Here is a 16,836-nt window from a genome sequence, read left to right as displayed (position 1 = left end):
ATTCTATTAAAAACGACAATCACTTGTAAAAACAAGATTGTTATGGGGAATTAATCCTCGAAATTATAACCTGAATATTTAAGATATTAACTCTTTCATTTTATATAACTAATGTTATACTGTTTTTAATCTGAGGAGGCGATAAATAATGGCAGGAAACAAAGTTCGATGGGGCATTATTAGCACAGCAAGTATTGGAAAGCGGTCTGTAATACCAGGTATACAGGAGTCAAAAAGAAATGTAGTCGTGGCAGTTGCAAGCCGTTCTTTGGAAAATGCTCAAGCATTTGCAGATGAATTAGGAATTCAAAAAGCTTATGGTAGCTATGAGGAATTACTAAATGATCCCTCAATTGATGCAGTGTACATTCCTCTTCCAAATCATTTACATAAAGAGTGGACACTTAAAGCCGCTAAGGCTGGAAAGCATATTTTATGTGAAAAGCCAATTGCATTAGATGAAACAGAAGCGAAAGAAATGGTAGATGCTTGTACAAAAGCAGGTGTTATCCTAGCAGAAGCATTTATGTATCGCCATCAAAAAAGATATGAAGATATTAGAATCCGGATTGATAATGGTGAAATCGGAGATGTTCGGAGTATTCATGGTGTATTTACATTTAATGGGGCTGGGGATGCAGGTAACATTCGGTTTAGAAAAGAATGGGGTGGTGGATCAATTTATGATGTAGGATGTTATCCTATTAGTGCTGCTAGATTATTGCTAGATGAAGAGCCTTCAGCGGTAACTACTCATGCCTTTTTCTCATCAGATCATGGTAATGTCGATATGATGGCTTCTGGAATGATGGAGTTTTCTAATGGTGTTGCCTTGACATTTGATTGTGGTATGTGGGCTGAATTTCGGAATGAGCTTGAGATTCTTGGTTCGAAGGGAAGAATCGTGATGAAGACCGCATTCCTTGGAGATCAATCATACGAAATTATCAAAGATGGACAAACGAACAAAATCCTTGATGATAACATTAATCCTTATGCATTACAGGCTGACAATTTTGCAGCAAGTGTACTTGATGGGAAACCCAATAAATTCACGAATGAAGATATAATTGGCAATATAAAAGCAATAAAAGGTGCACTGGTTTCCGCAGAAAAACAAGAAAGAATTCTTTTAATATAAAGATTGGGGGATTTAAAATGCGAAATATTCAAATTGGGAAACTAGAGAAAACCACAACTGGGCTCGTAATGGGAACTGATTACTTCACACTAGATATTATTGATAAAGTTACCGAGATACTAGATAATTATATTAATATCGGTGGGAACATCCTCGACACAGCATTTGTTTATGCAGGTGGAAAAAGCGAACAAGCAATAGGTATCTGGATGGAAGAAAACAAACGTCGTGCCGATGTCTTACTACTGACAAAAGGCGGTCACCCCAATCGAGAAGGCTCACAAATAAATAAACAAGCAATCGGTGAAGAACTAAAAATCAGCTTGGAAAGACTTAGAACAGACTATGTTGAGCTCTATGCACTTCATCGTGATGACCCTACTGTGCATGTAGGCGAAATACTAGAAATATTAAATGAGCATGTAGAAGCAGGTAGGATTGGCACTTTTGGAGGTTCCAATTGGTCAATTGAACGACTTCAAGAAGCAAATGACTATGCAGAGAGTCATGGCTTAATAGGTTTTTCATTTAGCAGTCCTAACTTAAGCCTAGCAAAAGCACAGTCACCTTATTGGCCTGATTGTGTATCAGTTGACGATTCAATTCTTGCCTGGCACGAAAAATCGAATCTACCTATTCTTTCTTGGTCTTCACAAGCACGTGGATTTTTCACCGGCCGTTTTACACCAGAAGACAGAACTAACAATGATTTAGTTCGGGTATTCTACAATGACGATAACTGGGAACGCTACCGAAGAGCAGAGCAATTGGCCAAAGAAAAAAATGTCGAAACAATTCAAATCAGCTTAGCATATGTCTTAAATCAACCATTTCCAACAGCAGCAATTATCGGACCACAAAATCATGCAGAGATGCTTTCATGTAGAGCTGCTGCTGAAATATCCTTAACAGAAGATGAAATTAAGTGGCTCGACCTTCGCACCATATAAAAGAAATCGAAAAACTTGGACATTGAATTCTTTCATTCGATTTCCAGGTTTTCTTTAGTTTATTTGAAGCACTTTTTCATTTATACTTCGGGAACCAATCTCAATGTACTTTAATAAGCTCAACACATAATGCAACAATATTATCAATGAACAATTCGACTGAAGTATGTGGATCCAGCATAACCACATGATAAATATGTTCTTTCTTACCCGTTACTGCTGCTTCTATTTTGAGTAATTGCCTATTAATATTCATTCGATTTAACACCGCTTAATACTCTGGTAGATCCCTGAAATACGTTGGCGTCCTATCACTTGCTCTGACAACTCTGTTACGTAACAACTAAAGCGATGCATCAATTCTTAGCAAACCATATTATAATGATTAAGTTGTTGTCTTTCTAGCGCTCTATTTTTAATTTCCGGTTATATATCTTGCCTTTGGTATCTCTTTATAGTTTTGGATTTATACAGAATTACCCTTATCCTAATAGGTTTTTCATTTTATCATTTTACCCATAAAATGGATTATATACTTTGCTTGACAATTTCATATTATTTTCACGCAACGATAGAATACTCTTTTAGACAATATAAAAGTCCCTAACACCATAATTGGTGCAAAGGGACTCACTTTATTTTCATTCTTACTCCTCTTCAACAAACCCTATTTTTTTCAGCATTCTTAATATATTCTCCTTATACTTCTCAACGCCTGGCTGCTCAAAAGGATTTATACCCAGTAAGTAAATTCTGACAAACAAAGAATTCTTCAGGACCTTCTGCTTTTTTTCGAAATAGAGTGAAAGCGCATCTTGAACTGCTTTTGCACCTATATTAGATCCTCCAACATCAATTCAGCCTAAAAACTCAGTACCTGTAGACGTGCCATTCTCCATTTCAATATGAAATTTAGTCACTTTTTCTCCAAGTCACTTGTTGTAAAAAGTAATTAAGTAAGTGTAATCAGTGATACCATTTCAACACCCCTCATTTATAAGTAACCTTATAATATGTCAGAAGTTAACCTTTCAACAATCGACATGACAGCTTCTTTTAATGCTGCTAAAAGCTCATCACTTTCAACTTTTGTCACGCCCTGCACTCCAAAGTAGAACTTGATTTTCGGTTCTGTTCCAGATGGGCGGATGGCAAACCACGCACCATTTGATAACTTGAATTTAAGCACATTCGCAATAGGTAAATCGAGTGGACGTCGATCTCCCGTTTCAACGGTAACAGAAAGTCCAGATGAATAATCTTCAATGATTGAAAGAGGTTGGGTAAACTCTTTTACAAATGAAGCCGAACGGAAATAATTCACGGTTTCATGAATTTTCGCCATTCCAGTCTTCCCTTTTAGCGTTATCGATTCCAAACTTTCTTGATAAAATCCGTGTTCCTCATACAATGCATGTAGCCCATCCAATAATGTTTGGCCGTTTGCTTTATAACGAGCGGCTACTTCAGCAATTAATACCGATGCTTGGACAGCATCTTTATCCCGTACGAAATCGCCTATCAAGTAGCCATAGCTCTCCTCATAGCCAAATAAGAAAGTTGACTCTGCATCTTCAAATTCCAAGATTTTTTCACTGATAAATTTAAATCCTGTCAATACGTCCATCGTTTTAACGCCATACTTGTCCGCGATTGCTCTACCAAGTTCTGATGTGACAATTGTTTTTAAGATAACACCATTTTCCGGCATTGCATCACGATCCGCCTTATCTTTCAACATTGCATTTACGAGTAATGAACCAATCTGATTTCCTGTTAAAAAGACATATTCGCCTTCTAAATCCCGAACTGCCAAACCCATACGGTCTGCATCCGGGTCAGTAGCTATGAGTAAATCCGCTTTCACTTTATGACCATATGTAAGCGCCATTTCAAAAGCTTGTTGTTCTTCAGGGTTTGGATACTTGACGGTCGTAAAATTCGGATCTGGAATTGCCTGTTCATTGACGATAGTTACGTTCGAGAAGCCTGCTTCCTCTAGTCCTCTAGACACTAATTTACCACCCGCCCCATGAAGTGGGGAATAAACAATTGATAGACTTTTATCAAGATCTCCACCTAAATGTATTCCAGCCAAATGCAATACATAACGGTCGCTCATTTCATGATTCAAATAAGTAAGTAGTCCCTCCTTTAAGAGATTAGCCTCTTTCCCGACCTCTATGGAAAATAAATCGTCGATACTCTCTGTGTGAGCAGTAATCGCATTTGCAGCTTCAAAAGTGACTTGTCCACCATCTTCTCCGTACACCTTTAGTCCATTGTATTCTGACGGATTATGGCTTGCCGTAATGACAATACCCGAAAACGTATTCAACTCTCGTACTGCAAAGGACAACAATGGAGTAGATTGAAGTTCGTCAAACAAATAACAACGAATGCCATTAAATCCAAGAACTTTCGCAACTTCAAGGCCAAATTCCGCAGATTGATGCCTTGAATCATAAGCAATTACAACGCCTCTATTTCGAGCAGCCTCCCCACAGCTATTAATATAGGAAGTAAGCCCAAGCGCCGCCTTTCTTACCGTATAGATATTCATCCGATTTGTACCAAATCCAAGCTCCCCACGCAGACCAGCCGTGCCAAATGAAAGGTTTTTATAAAAACAATCTTCCAGTAATTCTATATTATTTTCTTCGTTCAAAAGTTGCTGCTTAAGTCTAACCTCTAAATCCCCTTGATTAAGCCACTTTGTTGCTTCAACTTTCCATGTCATATGAATGACCTCCCGAAAATATTATTTGAATGCACCACTACGTTCAAAAGCGATAGAACCTCTACAGATTGTCAACTCAATTCCACCATCTTGACCGACTACAACAATATCTGCATCTTTACCAGTCTTTATAGATCCTTTTCGGTTTGACAATCCTAAACGATTAGCTTGGTTCGTTGAAGTGATTTGTATTTGTTCATGTATAGATAGTTCAAGCCAATTTGCAAGATTCAATCTAGCGCTATTCATCGTCACTATACTCCCAGCCAAAGAACCAGATGACGTTAATAAACATTTTCCGTCGCGCACGGTTACTTGCTGGCCACCCAAATCATACTCACCATCAGGCATCCCTTTCGCACGCATCCCATCAGTTATTACGAGTACGTTTTCAAGCCCTTTCATCTTGACTATGAGTTTCAATAAATCGGGATGAAAATGAATCCCATCCGGAATAATTTCAACATGGACATCGTCATGTAAAAGAACAGCCCCAACAACTCCAGGATCACGATGATGCATTCCCTTCATACCATTAAACAAATGTGTTGCATGCGTAACACCGTTAGTTATGGCATGAATAGATTCATCATAGGATGCATTTGTATGACCCATCGATGGAATCACGTTGGTTTTGTTAAGTTCAGTTAGAAGTTCAAAATCGTTGTCCAACTCCGGCGCATATGTGATGATTTTAATAGCATCTCCAGACAACTCCTGCCATTCTTTAAATAGATTGGCATCCGGCGTAATAATGGCATTTTCTGGTTGGGCCCCTTTTTGTGCTTTATTAATAAAAGGGCCTTCTAAATGAATACCTATCATTTCCGCGGCTCCTGGATCATTACTTTCTGCTCGATATCTCCCTAAACTTTTTAGCGTATCACTAGTATAAGAGACTGGGTTCGTTATGGTTGTTGCCAGGAAAGAGGTCGTCCCCTCTTTCGCTAGAGCAAGCGCAATTCCTTGAAAAGCTTCCTGTTTACCATCCATAAAGTCGAATCCTGCCGCGCCATGAACATGAATATCAATCATGCCTGGAATCACATATTGTTTCCCTTTACAATCGATTACTCGATCCGCCGTAGCCAAAGAGGGGAAATCTCTCATCTCACCAATAGACTCGATTTTTTCTTCTTTAATATGTATAAATCCTTCGTGCATGACACTATCTTCCAAAACAAGTGTAGCGTTAATTAAATATAAGTTTCCCAAGAATAACTTCCTTCCATACGTTTAGTCCATTATTGCAATATAAATCAACACCCATCAAATATGCACAATCACACTTATCCTCTTTCGATTCTATCGACCACCATCTGCTCAAGAGCCCACTCTATTTTTTCCGCATTAATGTGACCCGTTTTTTCTTCCAGTGCATTGAGAACACCCATCGATAGTCCAAATTTGATTAATGCTTCATCTTCTAAACCACGGGCTATTCCCGCAGCAAACCCCGCTATAACGGAATCACCAGAACCTACAGGATTAATCGCTTGAATCTTAGGGGCCCTTGCTCTGTAAAGGATCTTGTTTTTTTTCACAATCGCGCCATCTGCTCCTAGCGTGACAACAACCCAAGGGATATCTGCGAACAGCGCTGATTCTAGCGCTTCCATTATTTGTGTTTCATCAAGAGACTTTTGACCAAGTAAATCTGCAAGTTCTTCCTCATTCGGTTTGATTAAATAAGGCTTATGTTCACTTGCTATTAGTGCTGTTAATAATGCCCCATTCGAATCTAGTAAAACCTGGGTATCATATTGGTTGGAAATCTTCACTAATTCCACATAAAAATCCGTCGGCAAGCCTTTTGGCAGACTTCCAGATAGTGTTACAATCTTAATTTGTTCTGTATATTCAGTAAATTTATTTAAAAAGAGTGCCGCTTCACTTGCTGATATTACTGGACCACTTTCTAATATCTCCGTCTGTTTTCCTTCATGGATCACAGCTATGCAATTGCGTGTTTCACCATCTATGGGAACAAAAAAGTCTTGAATTCCGATTACCGCAAGCTGCGTACGAATGAAATCTCCTAAGCTACCACCTAAAAAGCCAGATGCAGCGACATCTTCGCCTAGTTGTTGCAATACCCGTGCTACATTCAACCCTTTGCCACCCGCAGTTTTAGATACATCTTCAATCCTGTTTACAGTGTCAAGCGACAAGTAATCAAGCTTATAACTAATATCTACTGCCGGATTTAATGTAATCGTTAATATCATCGTATACCACTCCATCCTCAATAATACATCACAAAGTTTACCCCTGTACACTCAAATGGAGTGAGAATATTCTCTCACTCCACATTGTTATGCTTTTCCGTCACTCATACACATGATTATTTTCTCTTTAACCGCGTTCCTCATAGCGTCTTTTGCTGGTTTCATATACTTTCTTGTATCTGTTTCATTTGGGTTTTCTATTAAATACGTGCGCAACGCATCAGAGAACGGGATCTTTAGCTCCGTCGAAATATTTACTTTTGCACAACCAAGTGAAATACATTTCCGGACATCCTCTTGGGAAATTCCCGAAGCACCATGAAGCACGATTGGAATTTCTACTAATTTTTTTATCTTTTCTAAACGATCAAAGTCAAGATCCGGTTTAGTCTCATAAAGACCATGACCTGTACCAATTGCAACAGCTAGTGAGTCAATACCTGTTCGCTCAATAAATTCTTGTACAGTATCCGGATCTGTAAACGCTGCATCTGCTGCTTCAACAATAATATCATCTTCTTGCCCAACTAATTTCCCTAGTTCAGCTTCGACAGTCGCTCCATATTTATGAGCTTCATCTACTACTTTTTTAGAGAGCGCAATATTTTCTTCGAAAGTACCATGTGATCCATCCACCATGACAGCTTTTACGCCTAACTCAAGCGATTCTACAATCGATTCAACTGTTTCATGATGATCTAAGTGCAATGCAATTGGTATATCATTGCTCTTTGCTGCTACTTCAGCAATTGCTTGAATGTATTCACGTCCACCATAAGCCATCGTTCCAGGAGTCGCCGCTAGGATGACGGGCGATCTTAATTCAACTGCTGCCTCTATGACCACTTGGATTGTTTCTAGATTATGAATATTAAAAGCAGGAACAGCATACCCTTCTTTTCTAGCTTTAATGAGCATTTCTTTCGTGTTTTGTACGTATCCCATCACTTTTCCCCCTAGTTATTCCATTAATGAATTGAATCGATTTGATTGCTGGATTACTTATTTTTTATAGTCGTAAATAGTTACACCTTTAACGACACGGCTAATCGCTCCATCCGGACTTGGATTGTCTGGTTTAATTCCTAATTGAATTGACTTTTTCAATGCTAAAGCTTGTGCAAAAATGATATATACTAGCGCCAGATGGAAATCGTTTGATAGTGGTTTTGTTCCCGCATTAACTGAAACAACCCAATCAGCTAGTTTCTCAACTTCTTCATCCTTTGTTTCAGTAAGTACTACGATTTTCATACCAGATTTCGCTGCCGCTAATTCCCGTAAAATATCAAGATCATATTTTCTTGTATATGGATCTTGTGACATAAATAAAACCACAGCTGATTTATCATTCAAAATCGATTTCGGCCCATGTCGAAACCCAAGTGATGATTCATGAATTGCAACAACTTGTCCACCAGAGAGTTCAAGCATTTTTAAAGCTGATTCATGTGCTAATTGAGCAAGTAAACCTGATCCTAAATAAACAATTCGTTCAAAATCGAAACCAAGTACTCCATCGATTGGGTCACCTACTTGTTCAATTAGGCGTTCAGCGCTAGCAATCACTTGTTTTGCTACATCTGTTGTAAAAACGTCTTCAGTAAACAACGTGTATGCAGCGATGATCATACTCGTAAAGCTGCTTGTCATTGCTAATGATTGGTCATTAGCTTTTTCAGGCATTAACAGTGTAATGCTGTTGGCATCACCTTGGATATTCTTTGCTAGTTGTCCGTCTTTATTACATGTGATAACAACTTGATAAAAGTCAGTAACTATTTCTTGTCCTAATGTGACAGTTGCAACGCTTTCAGGACTATTTCCAGACCGTGCAAATGACACTAAAATGGTTGGTGTATCCTTAAACAAATAGGCCGTTGGGTTTGAGACAATATCTGTTGTCGGAATTGATGTAAATTGGACATTTTGTTGATTTTGTCGTGCTAATTCCGGCACTAACGTGTCACCAACAAATGCAGATGTACCGGCACCCGTTAAAATCACTCGAACAGTATCATGTTTTTTGTAAATGGATGTAAGAAATTCTTTGAATGTTTCTTGTTGCTCCAATAAACCTGTAACTAATTCCTGCCATACAGCTGGCTGTTGGTGAATTTCCCTTGTTGTATGTACCGCATTGTTGTCATTAATTTGTTCTGATGTTAGATTAAACAATTGTACGCCTCCATTTTTTAAAATATATAACATACTTGGTCATGCCGTCTGATCCAGTAACTTTATTACTAGATAGGTTGAAATAAAGAATCCCATTGAATCCGCTTCAGCCCCCCTTGTAAGGCGCCTTCGCTCAGTTTAAGTAGGTATTCATTTGTCCAACATATAGACCTCCAAATAGATGCTTTCCTTATTTTTTTACACTGTCTCGGATAACGAGTTTAGTCGAAACCACTATTTTCTTCGCGATTTTCCTACCTTCTAATCGCTCTAATATTGTGTCTACAGCTGTTTCTCCCATAACTTCCGTATAAACTCTTATCGTACTTAATGATGGGTACATATATTTTGAAACTGTCATGTCATTTATTCCTATGATGCTCACCCGGTCTGGGATTGCTATATTGGCCTCATGAAGTGCTCTTAAACTGCCAATCGCCATGACATCACTACTCATAAAAAAGGCAGTTGGTAAGTCTTCTCCTAAGTCTTCTATAGCTTGTTTCATTAAATTGTAGCCTTCTTCAACTGAAAATGAGCCAACATAGACAAATCGTTCATCAAATAGCCCATTTTCCCTCATATATGATTGAAACTTCTTTTCCCGCAAATCTTCTATAGGTTCTGATTTACCTTTTAGTAGCTCTCTCCCACCAATAAATCCAATTTCACTATGACCCGTGGAAAGGAAAAAATCGATTATTTTCTTAGTTGCTTTTTCAAAATCAATAACAATGGCATCATATTTATCTTCATTAGGACTGTAATCGACAAAGACAACTATTGGATTAATAGTTGTTAATTCTTTTACTTGTTGATCACTAAATTTACCAACAGCAATAATACCTTCTATTTCAGCTGCTTTAATATCCTTAATATTATTGAAAAAGTATACTTCTGGCTTCATACCAATTTCTTTACATCGTTTTTCAATGCCAAGCCTTATGGATAAATAATAAAGATCATTTAATTCTTCTTTTTCCGTATACCAATGCACTACGGCGACCTTTTGATCAACATACCTCTTTGATGACGTTTTTCGGTATGATAATTCTTCTGCTACCTCAAATATCTTTTTCTTCGTTTCATCTGCTACTGATAAGGTTGCATCATAATTGAGCACCCGTGAAACTGTTGCAGAAGAGACACCCGCTTTTTCTGCTATATCTTTAATTGTTGCCACTCTCAATCACCTTTTCCATTTCTATAATTACCGAATTTAGTAGAATAGCTACAATATATACTATCATACAGTACTTATAGTCATAGGACAGATTAGCAATTGTCCTATGTTTTAGCCTAGTCTATGTGTGTCGATTAGCAGAATTTCGAAGTCTTAGTTACTTCGGTTATATAAGTAGAATCAGAATCGCCTGGGTGCAGTTTAGGATTAAAGTACTTCGTTTGCAAAGTTAGCAATATGAATAACTTTACCATTTTGTCGCCTTGAAGCTTCAGCACCAAATGCCAGTAAATGACTTTCAAGAGATACAGCAGCGGATGACCTGCTTTCATTTCCTTGATAGTTTTTAACTTCTTGTAAAAAGTCCCTAACAATTGCTTCATCACCACCACCATGGCCGCTCTTTGGTTCATTCAATTTCGTAATTGTTTCATTTTTTGTAAGGAAATCAAATACAGATATCGAGTTTTCATCCATTTTCCCTCTAATTTCACCTTTTGTACCCATGATTTGTACAATACGGGTTTGCTCTCTTGTGAATCCACACATACTAAAAGTAGCTGTAGCTCCATTTTCAAATTCCAGGTTGACTACTTGATGATCGACAACATTATTATCAGAACGATAGACACATTTTCCATATGGCGTTGTATTTAACGCATGAATAATACCTTCTCGCGTATGATCTGTTGTGAATTTTTTCGCCCAGCCTTTTCCTTCACCTAAATAATATTTCCCCGCATGAAACGCGCAGTCGTTTTCGATAGGACATCCATCCAAACAACGTAAAGGGCCATCTTTAGGCGCATTAGACTCTTTAAAATGCATTAATGATCCGAAAGAACTGACATGCTTACATTTTTGGTCCATCAAATACATTAAGATATCCATATCATGACATGACTTCTGCAAAATCATCGGGCTTGATACATCACTATTGTTCCAGTTTCCACGTACAAAACTATGTGACATATGCATAACTTCAACATTTTCATTCAACTGAATAGAGACGATATCTCCTATTTTTCCTTCTTCAATAATACCTTTGATAGTTTGCCAAAATGGTGTATACCTTAAAACATGGCAAATCGTTAGCAGTTTATCATGTTCCTTAGCAACCTCCACCATGGAAATACATTCCTTTGGATCTGGAGACATCGGCTTCTCAAGTAAAACATGATATCCCTTTTCAATCGCTTTTACTGTTGGCTCATAATGCTCCCGATCCAATGTACAAATGAAAGCTACATCCGCATCGATGTCATCTGCTAACATCTCTTCCCATGAGGCATAGCACTGGTCTTCCGGAAGTGAGTATTGTTGTGCAAATGCTTCCCGTCTCTCAGAATTCAACTCGGCAACAGCTACAAACTCTAACTCGTGTGGATAATCATTGGCATAAGGGGCGTATGCTTTAGCTCCCCTATCACCTGCCCCAATTAAAACTGCTTTTGTTTTTTTAAAAGCTTTCTCATCTTTAGAGTGTTTCAAAATCTTATTTCCTCCCCGTAAATCTCGTGATTTATTATTCAATCCCTTTTAAACCTGCACCAATAATTCCTGAATCACCTTTTAATTTACTTGTAAATAAACGTTCTAAGCTGTGTTGTTGCTCAGGAATTAGATATTGTTTCAATGACTCTTTTAGTAAATCTAATAAAAAAGGATTGTTATTAATAACGCCACCACCAAGAACAATCCTGTGCGGATCTAACAAACATATAATTGAATAAATACCATGTGCTAAAGATCCGACCACTTCATTCATTAACGATTTGGCCTCTTCATCATTCTCTTCATATTTAGTGAAAAATTCACTTGTTGTAACAGAAGGGTTGTTGAATCGTTTTTCCGCAAGTTTTTTTATTGCAGGACCTGAGGCTGATTTTTCCAAGTTGTCGATTCCATCTGCTGATGACTTTGCCAAAACCGGAAACAAACCAAGTTCACCTGCAAACCCACTGCCACGAATAAATGAACCCTGATGAATAATCGAACAGGAAATTCCTGTACTAACTGTTACATAAACAAACGTCTCTTGCCTATTTGTGTTCGATACTTTCCATTCTGCAAATGCGGCCATGTAGACATCATTGTCAATCACAATATTCTCTATTGAAAAGTAATCTTGTAATCGGCTCACGACTGGAAAGTTCCTCCAAGGTAAATTGTTTTGAAAAACCGCTATCCCATTTGCACGATCTACTTTTCCGGGTACACCAACACCCATACCTTTGATGTCATTAAGATGTACTTGCGAATCTTTTAATACCATTTCAATGCTTTTAATGACTTGCCTAAACATCTTTTCTTTATCTGATGGATCACTCGCAACTTCTGAACGATTATATATTTCTCCATTTTGATCAATTAGTACTGTCGCTACTTTTGTACCTCCAATATCTACACCCAATGCATATGCCACATAATTCACCACACAATCTCTTTATCTAGTAGTTAATTCTATAGCTTTTAATCCGTTTAGTAAAACTATTACTAATATATAAATCAACATTACCACATACTCATTATTCCGTCTACAAAGTATACCCCTAGTGAATACCCCCCCACAAAACACCTACACGGCAATAAACATCAAGAAGCAAGACATTCCTTCAATCGCTATTGCACAGAAGTTTAACAGAGGGGATCTTTCAGCTGATCGCAGCCCGGCCGCAACCCCTATACTATCTTCAGACACGTTTCTAAGCTTCAAATTTAGACTGCTTACTTCCCAGCCGCTTCGATATACATCCATTTATAGCTAAAGTCACTACCGAATGGATTGATGGCTATCCCTTTTACATCTGGGTTTCTAAGGAACATTCCTCCACGTTGATACGTCGGCGCTATAGCTGCATCATCTTCAAGGAGGATTTTTTCTGCTTCCGCAAACATTTCGAAACGTTTGATCGGATCATTTGCATAAGTTGTTTTTGTAGATTCAATAAGTGCGTCATAAGCTGGGTTTGAGTACCCCATTTTGTTCTGCGGACTTCCAGTTACAAACAATTCCATGAATGAGATTGGATCCTGGAAGTCAGGGCCCCACCCTGTTGCCTGGAGATCATAATTACTAGTGTCATCAAGTTCAAGACGCACTGCCGAAGGAACTTCTTTCAGTTTGATCGTCAAACCTGGAAGATTTCTTTCGAGTTCCGCCTTGAACCACTCTTGTTGTTTTTTAGAGCTTTCAGCATCTCCACCAAGAAACTCAATTGTTACATTGTCAGTCCCGAGTGCTTTTAGGCCCTTTTCCCAAAATGCTTGCGCTTCTTTAACATCGTAAACAGTGAAGTCCCCACTATAATCGCGGAAGTCTTTACCGTTTTCATCGAGCACAAAGTCATCTGCTACGAGGAAGTTAGCAGCTTTAGCTCCATTCGCTAAGACCACATTTGCAAGTTCTTCTTTATTAAATGCTCTTGCGATAGCTTTACGAATGTCCGCATTGGCAAGCGGTGTTGGTTTACCATCACGCAGTTGGTTCATTTTGAAGTAGAATACAGCCGTCTCAACCTCATTAATAATGTTTGGATCATCAGCATACTGCATTGCATACTCAGCAGTTAGTATTACACGATCTTTCTTGCCTTGTTCATATAATTTTAAAGCCGTTGATGTTTCTTTAACAATATCTACGATGATTTCATCGAGTTTTACAGCTGCAGCATCCCAATACATGTCATTTTTAACGTATTTCCAGCCACCTGTACCGTCCCAATCTGCTAATGAGAATGGACCGTTATATATCATTGCATCAGAGTTAGCAGCATATTCATCCCCCTGTTCGGTTACGAATTCTTCGTTAAGTGGTAAGAATGTCGCAAAAGAAGTAAGTGATAGGAAGTAAGCAACTGGTCGTTCAAGTTGAACGACCAGTGTTTTATCGTCTTCAGCCTGAATGCCAAGATCTGTAACTTTCGCTTTCCCTTCACCAATTTCGGTCGCGTTTTTAATCATACCCGCCATCAAATACGGTCCGTAAGGCGAAGCTGTGTCAGGATCGATAGCACGTTGCCAAGCATATACAAAATCATTCGCAGTTACAGGTGTTCCATTCGACCATTGTGCGTCACGAATTTTGAATGTATACGTCATTCCATCCGCACTAATTTCAGGATCCTCTTCAGCCATAGCTGGCGCTAGTAAACCTTCTTGGTTCACACGGAAAAGTCCTTCCGTTACGTTGTTCAGTACCTTGGTGCTAATTGCGTCTTCAGCAATTGCCGAGTCAGCAGATGCAATTTCTGCTATTTCAACCAAATTTAGAACTTGTGATAATTCTTTCTCCGATCCTTCTGTTACCTCTTCTTCAACTCCAGCAGCATTGTCAGCGCTTTCTTTTTCATCTCCACAGGCAGCTAAAAATACACTAAGTACGAGCATAATAACCATCAACCACATAAATTTGTAATTCTTCAAATCAATTACCTCCTCAAAGTTGTTTTGAAAATTAGTGCAAAATGTTATCTTCCGATTTACACAATCTTACATGCACTTGCGAAATAGCGTACTAGATCAAAATGCATTTCAAAGCTACATAATACATTTAATGACTTGCCCCTATCGGATCACTTGCGACTTCTCAACGACTATGTATTTTTGTTGGCGATCAATTCATACAATCACCATCTTTTACAGCCGATATTAACACCAAACGCATCATTCACCACACAATCTCTTTATCTACGTATTCAATACATTTTCATAACCGAGTAAAACAAGAGTAAATACAATCAGTAAAATGTTTACTGACTTTTTTCAACACTACCATACGCATAGTATTCTGTCTACACAGAATACAATAAAAGTAGTTCTGCCATCCATAAAAAAATCCCTACGTCGCAAAGGACATAAGGAATGTATGTGTAATTTAGTTTGGGCCAAATACATCAACTAATAGTAAAGACACAGCACCAATAAGTGTTGCATCATCTCCTAGTTTAGTTATGGTTACTTCAGTCTGTTTTGCCCGTGGTGTCAATGCACATTCTTCAATCGTTTTAAGTACGACCGGAAAAATAAGCTCCTTGGCTTTTGTTACCCCACCACCAAGCACAATTTTTTGGGGATTAATAATATGTATTAAATTTGTTAAACCTATCCCAATTACTCTTCCAGTTTCCTTTAGTATGGTTACAAACTCATCATTACCATTCATAGCTAACTCATAGACTTTCTCGGCAGTAATTTGCTCAACTGACATACCTTTCATAGCTCGCCTAGCAATCGCTGGGCCCGTTGTAAACGTTTGCAAACATCCACGATTGCCACACTCACAAATTTCCCCGTGCAAATCGATTGTCATATGCCCCACTTCACCAGCTATGTCTTGTGCTCCATGGTATAATTTTCCGTCAATAACAAGCCCAGCACCTACGCCACGCCCCATATTCACAACCAACATACTTGTTAAATCACCGTGGTCGCCAAACCAGGATTCGCCTAACGCCATTGCGCGTGCATCGTTTTCCACTTTAACTTCTAGTTCAAATTCTTTTTCCAGTTCTTCTTTAATTGGAATATTTGTCAGACTTAAAATAGGAGCAAACAAAGAAGTACCCGTTTCTATATCCACAACTCCATGCATCGCTACACCTATACCAATAATTTTTTTACCAGTTGTAGAGATGTCTGTTATACAATTGCGAATACAGTCTTTTAAAATTATGAGAAATTGTGTGTTTGTTAGTGGTGTAGTCAACTTACTTGAAGTTCGTTTCAAAATTTCCCCCGACAAATCGGTAAGAATACACTCTATCATTTCCGGTCCCGCGTCCACGCCTATTACATAGAATTCTTCGTTATTGATTAAGAGCATCGTTGGCTTACGGCCACCTTGAGACTCCCCAAGCTTGCTCTCTTTCACAATCCCTTGGTCAATCAACTCTTTCACATTACTACTAACTGTTGGTGGCGTTAATTTAGTCTCTTTTGCAATTTGCGCCCTAGAGATGGGTGCGCCCGTCCGAATTTTATTTAATATAATGGATTTATTTACTGATTTCATCCACTGGAACGTGCCTTGCCGCATTTTAAAGCCCCCATTGAAAATAGATTTGCTTGAAAAGGACATTCCTATTTTAGTAGTACACTGAGCTGCATCTGCCGCCTATTATGATGGTTTCATCTTCTTAACCATTAATTTTAATTAGCCCTACTTTGACTATTACATTGCATGGTATCAATCGGCTTTTTCTACGATTTTCTTAGAATCCTCAGTATTCTAAGAAAATCGTACCATGACAGACTTATTCGTGTGCTTCAAAGGGTCCTTTTTCATTAAGTTTATTAATATATCTTTCTAGCGTTATCTTCTGCAGAACTTGACTTATAATTATACGGCTTAAACCATATATTTTACAAAGATCAGAATTTCCGCTATTACTTATAAATAATTTATCCACAAACTG

General features: G+C 38.3%; 12 protein-coding genes and 1 pseudogene. 2 read left to right on the top strand and 11 right to left on the bottom strand.

Annotation, left to right across the window (positions count from 1 at the left end):
• Positions 1–148: 148 nt before the first annotated feature.
• On the top strand, positions 149–1,141 hold the full coding sequence (locus FQ087_RS04655; RefSeq protein ID WP_149579366.1) for a Gfo/Idh/MocA family protein: 993 nt from the start codon (positions 149–151) through the stop codon (positions 1,139–1,141).
• Positions 1,142–1,158: 17 nt separating this feature from the next.
• Entirely contained in the window at positions 1,159–2,091 is a 933-nt protein-coding gene (locus FQ087_RS04650) for an aldo/keto reductase (RefSeq protein WP_149579365.1), read from the top strand.
• A gap of 100 nt (positions 2,092–2,191) precedes the next feature.
• Here the strand turns inward: FQ087_RS04650 and FQ087_RS04645 are convergent.
• The 11 genes and pseudogenes from FQ087_RS04645 to FQ087_RS04595 all read right to left on the bottom strand — a co-directional run.
• Positions 2,192–2,416 (bottom strand): annotated as a pseudogene (locus FQ087_RS04645) (family 4 glycosyl hydrolase); the annotation flags it as partial.
• Positions 2,417–3,097: 681 nt separating this feature from the next.
• Positions 3,098–4,831, bottom strand: a complete 1,734-nt coding sequence (locus FQ087_RS04640; protein WP_149579363.1) for a phospho-sugar mutase — start codon at positions 4,829–4,831, stop codon at positions 3,098–3,100.
• 21 nt (positions 4,832–4,852) lie between these two features.
• Positions 4,853–6,046, bottom strand: a complete 1,194-nt coding sequence (nagA, locus tag FQ087_RS04635; protein ID WP_149579362.1) for an N-acetylglucosamine-6-phosphate deacetylase — start codon at positions 6,044–6,046, stop codon at positions 4,853–4,855.
• 74 nt (positions 6,047–6,120) lie between these two features.
• Entirely contained in the window at positions 6,121–7,059 is a 939-nt protein-coding gene (locus tag FQ087_RS04630) for a hexose kinase (RefSeq protein ID WP_149579361.1), read from the bottom strand.
• A gap of 87 nt (positions 7,060–7,146) precedes the next feature.
• A complete protein-coding gene (gatY, locus tag FQ087_RS04625) occupies positions 7,147–8,004 on the bottom strand; it encodes a tagatose-bisphosphate aldolase subunit GatY (protein ID WP_149579360.1) in 858 nt (285 codons plus the stop codon).
• A gap of 57 nt (positions 8,005–8,061) precedes the next feature.
• Positions 8,062–9,237 (bottom strand): SIS domain-containing protein, encoded by a 1,176-nt coding sequence (locus FQ087_RS04620; RefSeq protein ID WP_149579359.1) that lies wholly within the window; start codon positions 9,235–9,237, stop codon positions 8,062–8,064.
• Between the two features lie 190 nt (positions 9,238–9,427).
• Positions 9,428–10,420 (bottom strand): LacI family DNA-binding transcriptional regulator, encoded by a 993-nt coding sequence (locus FQ087_RS04615; RefSeq protein ID WP_149579358.1) that lies wholly within the window; start codon positions 10,418–10,420, stop codon positions 9,428–9,430.
• Between the two features lie 207 nt (positions 10,421–10,627).
• Complete coding sequence (locus FQ087_RS04610) at positions 10,628–11,911, bottom strand: Gfo/Idh/MocA family protein (RefSeq protein ID WP_149579357.1); 1,284 nt, start codon at positions 11,909–11,911, stop codon at positions 10,628–10,630.
• 34 nt (positions 11,912–11,945) lie between these two features.
• Positions 11,946–12,845 carry an ROK family protein gene (locus tag FQ087_RS04605; RefSeq protein ID WP_149580748.1) on the bottom strand — a complete coding sequence of 300 codons (900 nt, stop codon included), beginning with the start codon at positions 12,843–12,845 and terminating at the stop codon, positions 11,946–11,948.
• A gap of 302 nt (positions 12,846–13,147) precedes the next feature.
• On the bottom strand, positions 13,148–14,845 hold the full coding sequence (locus FQ087_RS04600; RefSeq protein WP_149579356.1) for a peptide ABC transporter substrate-binding protein: 1,698 nt from the start codon (positions 14,843–14,845) through the stop codon (positions 13,148–13,150).
• Positions 14,846–15,296: 451 nt separating this feature from the next.
• Entirely contained in the window at positions 15,297–16,457 is a 1,161-nt protein-coding gene (locus FQ087_RS04595; protein WP_149579355.1) for an ROK family transcriptional regulator, read from the bottom strand.
• Between the last annotated feature and the right edge of the window lie 379 nt (positions 16,458–16,836).

This window comes from Sporosarcina sp. ANT_H38 (genome assembly GCF_008369195.1).
Taxonomy (GTDB): domain Bacteria; phylum Bacillota; class Bacilli; order Bacillales_A; family Planococcaceae; genus Sporosarcina.
Note: the sequence above shows the minus strand (reverse complement) of the source record. Positions and strands in the feature narration are given on the sequence as shown.

Excerpts from the sequence above, each read along its gene's own strand:
- gatY (WP_149579360.1), bottom strand. The coding sequence starts at position 8,004 with ATGGGATACGTACAAAACACGAAAGAAATGCTCATTAAAGCTAGAAAA.
- FQ087_RS04655 (WP_149579366.1), top strand. The coding sequence starts at position 149 with ATGGCAGGAAACAAAGTTCGATGGGGCATTATTAGCACAGCAAGTATT.
- FQ087_RS04640 (WP_149579363.1), bottom strand. The coding sequence starts at position 4,831 with ATGACATGGAAAGTTGAAGCAACAAAGTGGCTTAATCAAGGGGATTTA.
- FQ087_RS04630 (WP_149579361.1), bottom strand. The coding sequence starts at position 7,059 with ATGATATTAACGATTACATTAAATCCGGCAGTAGATATTAGTTATAAG.
- FQ087_RS04650 (WP_149579365.1), top strand. The coding sequence starts at position 1,159 with ATGCGAAATATTCAAATTGGGAAACTAGAGAAAACCACAACTGGGCTC.
- FQ087_RS04595 (WP_149579355.1), bottom strand. The coding sequence starts at position 16,457 with ATGCGGCAAGGCACGTTCCAGTGGATGAAATCAGTAAATAAATCCATT.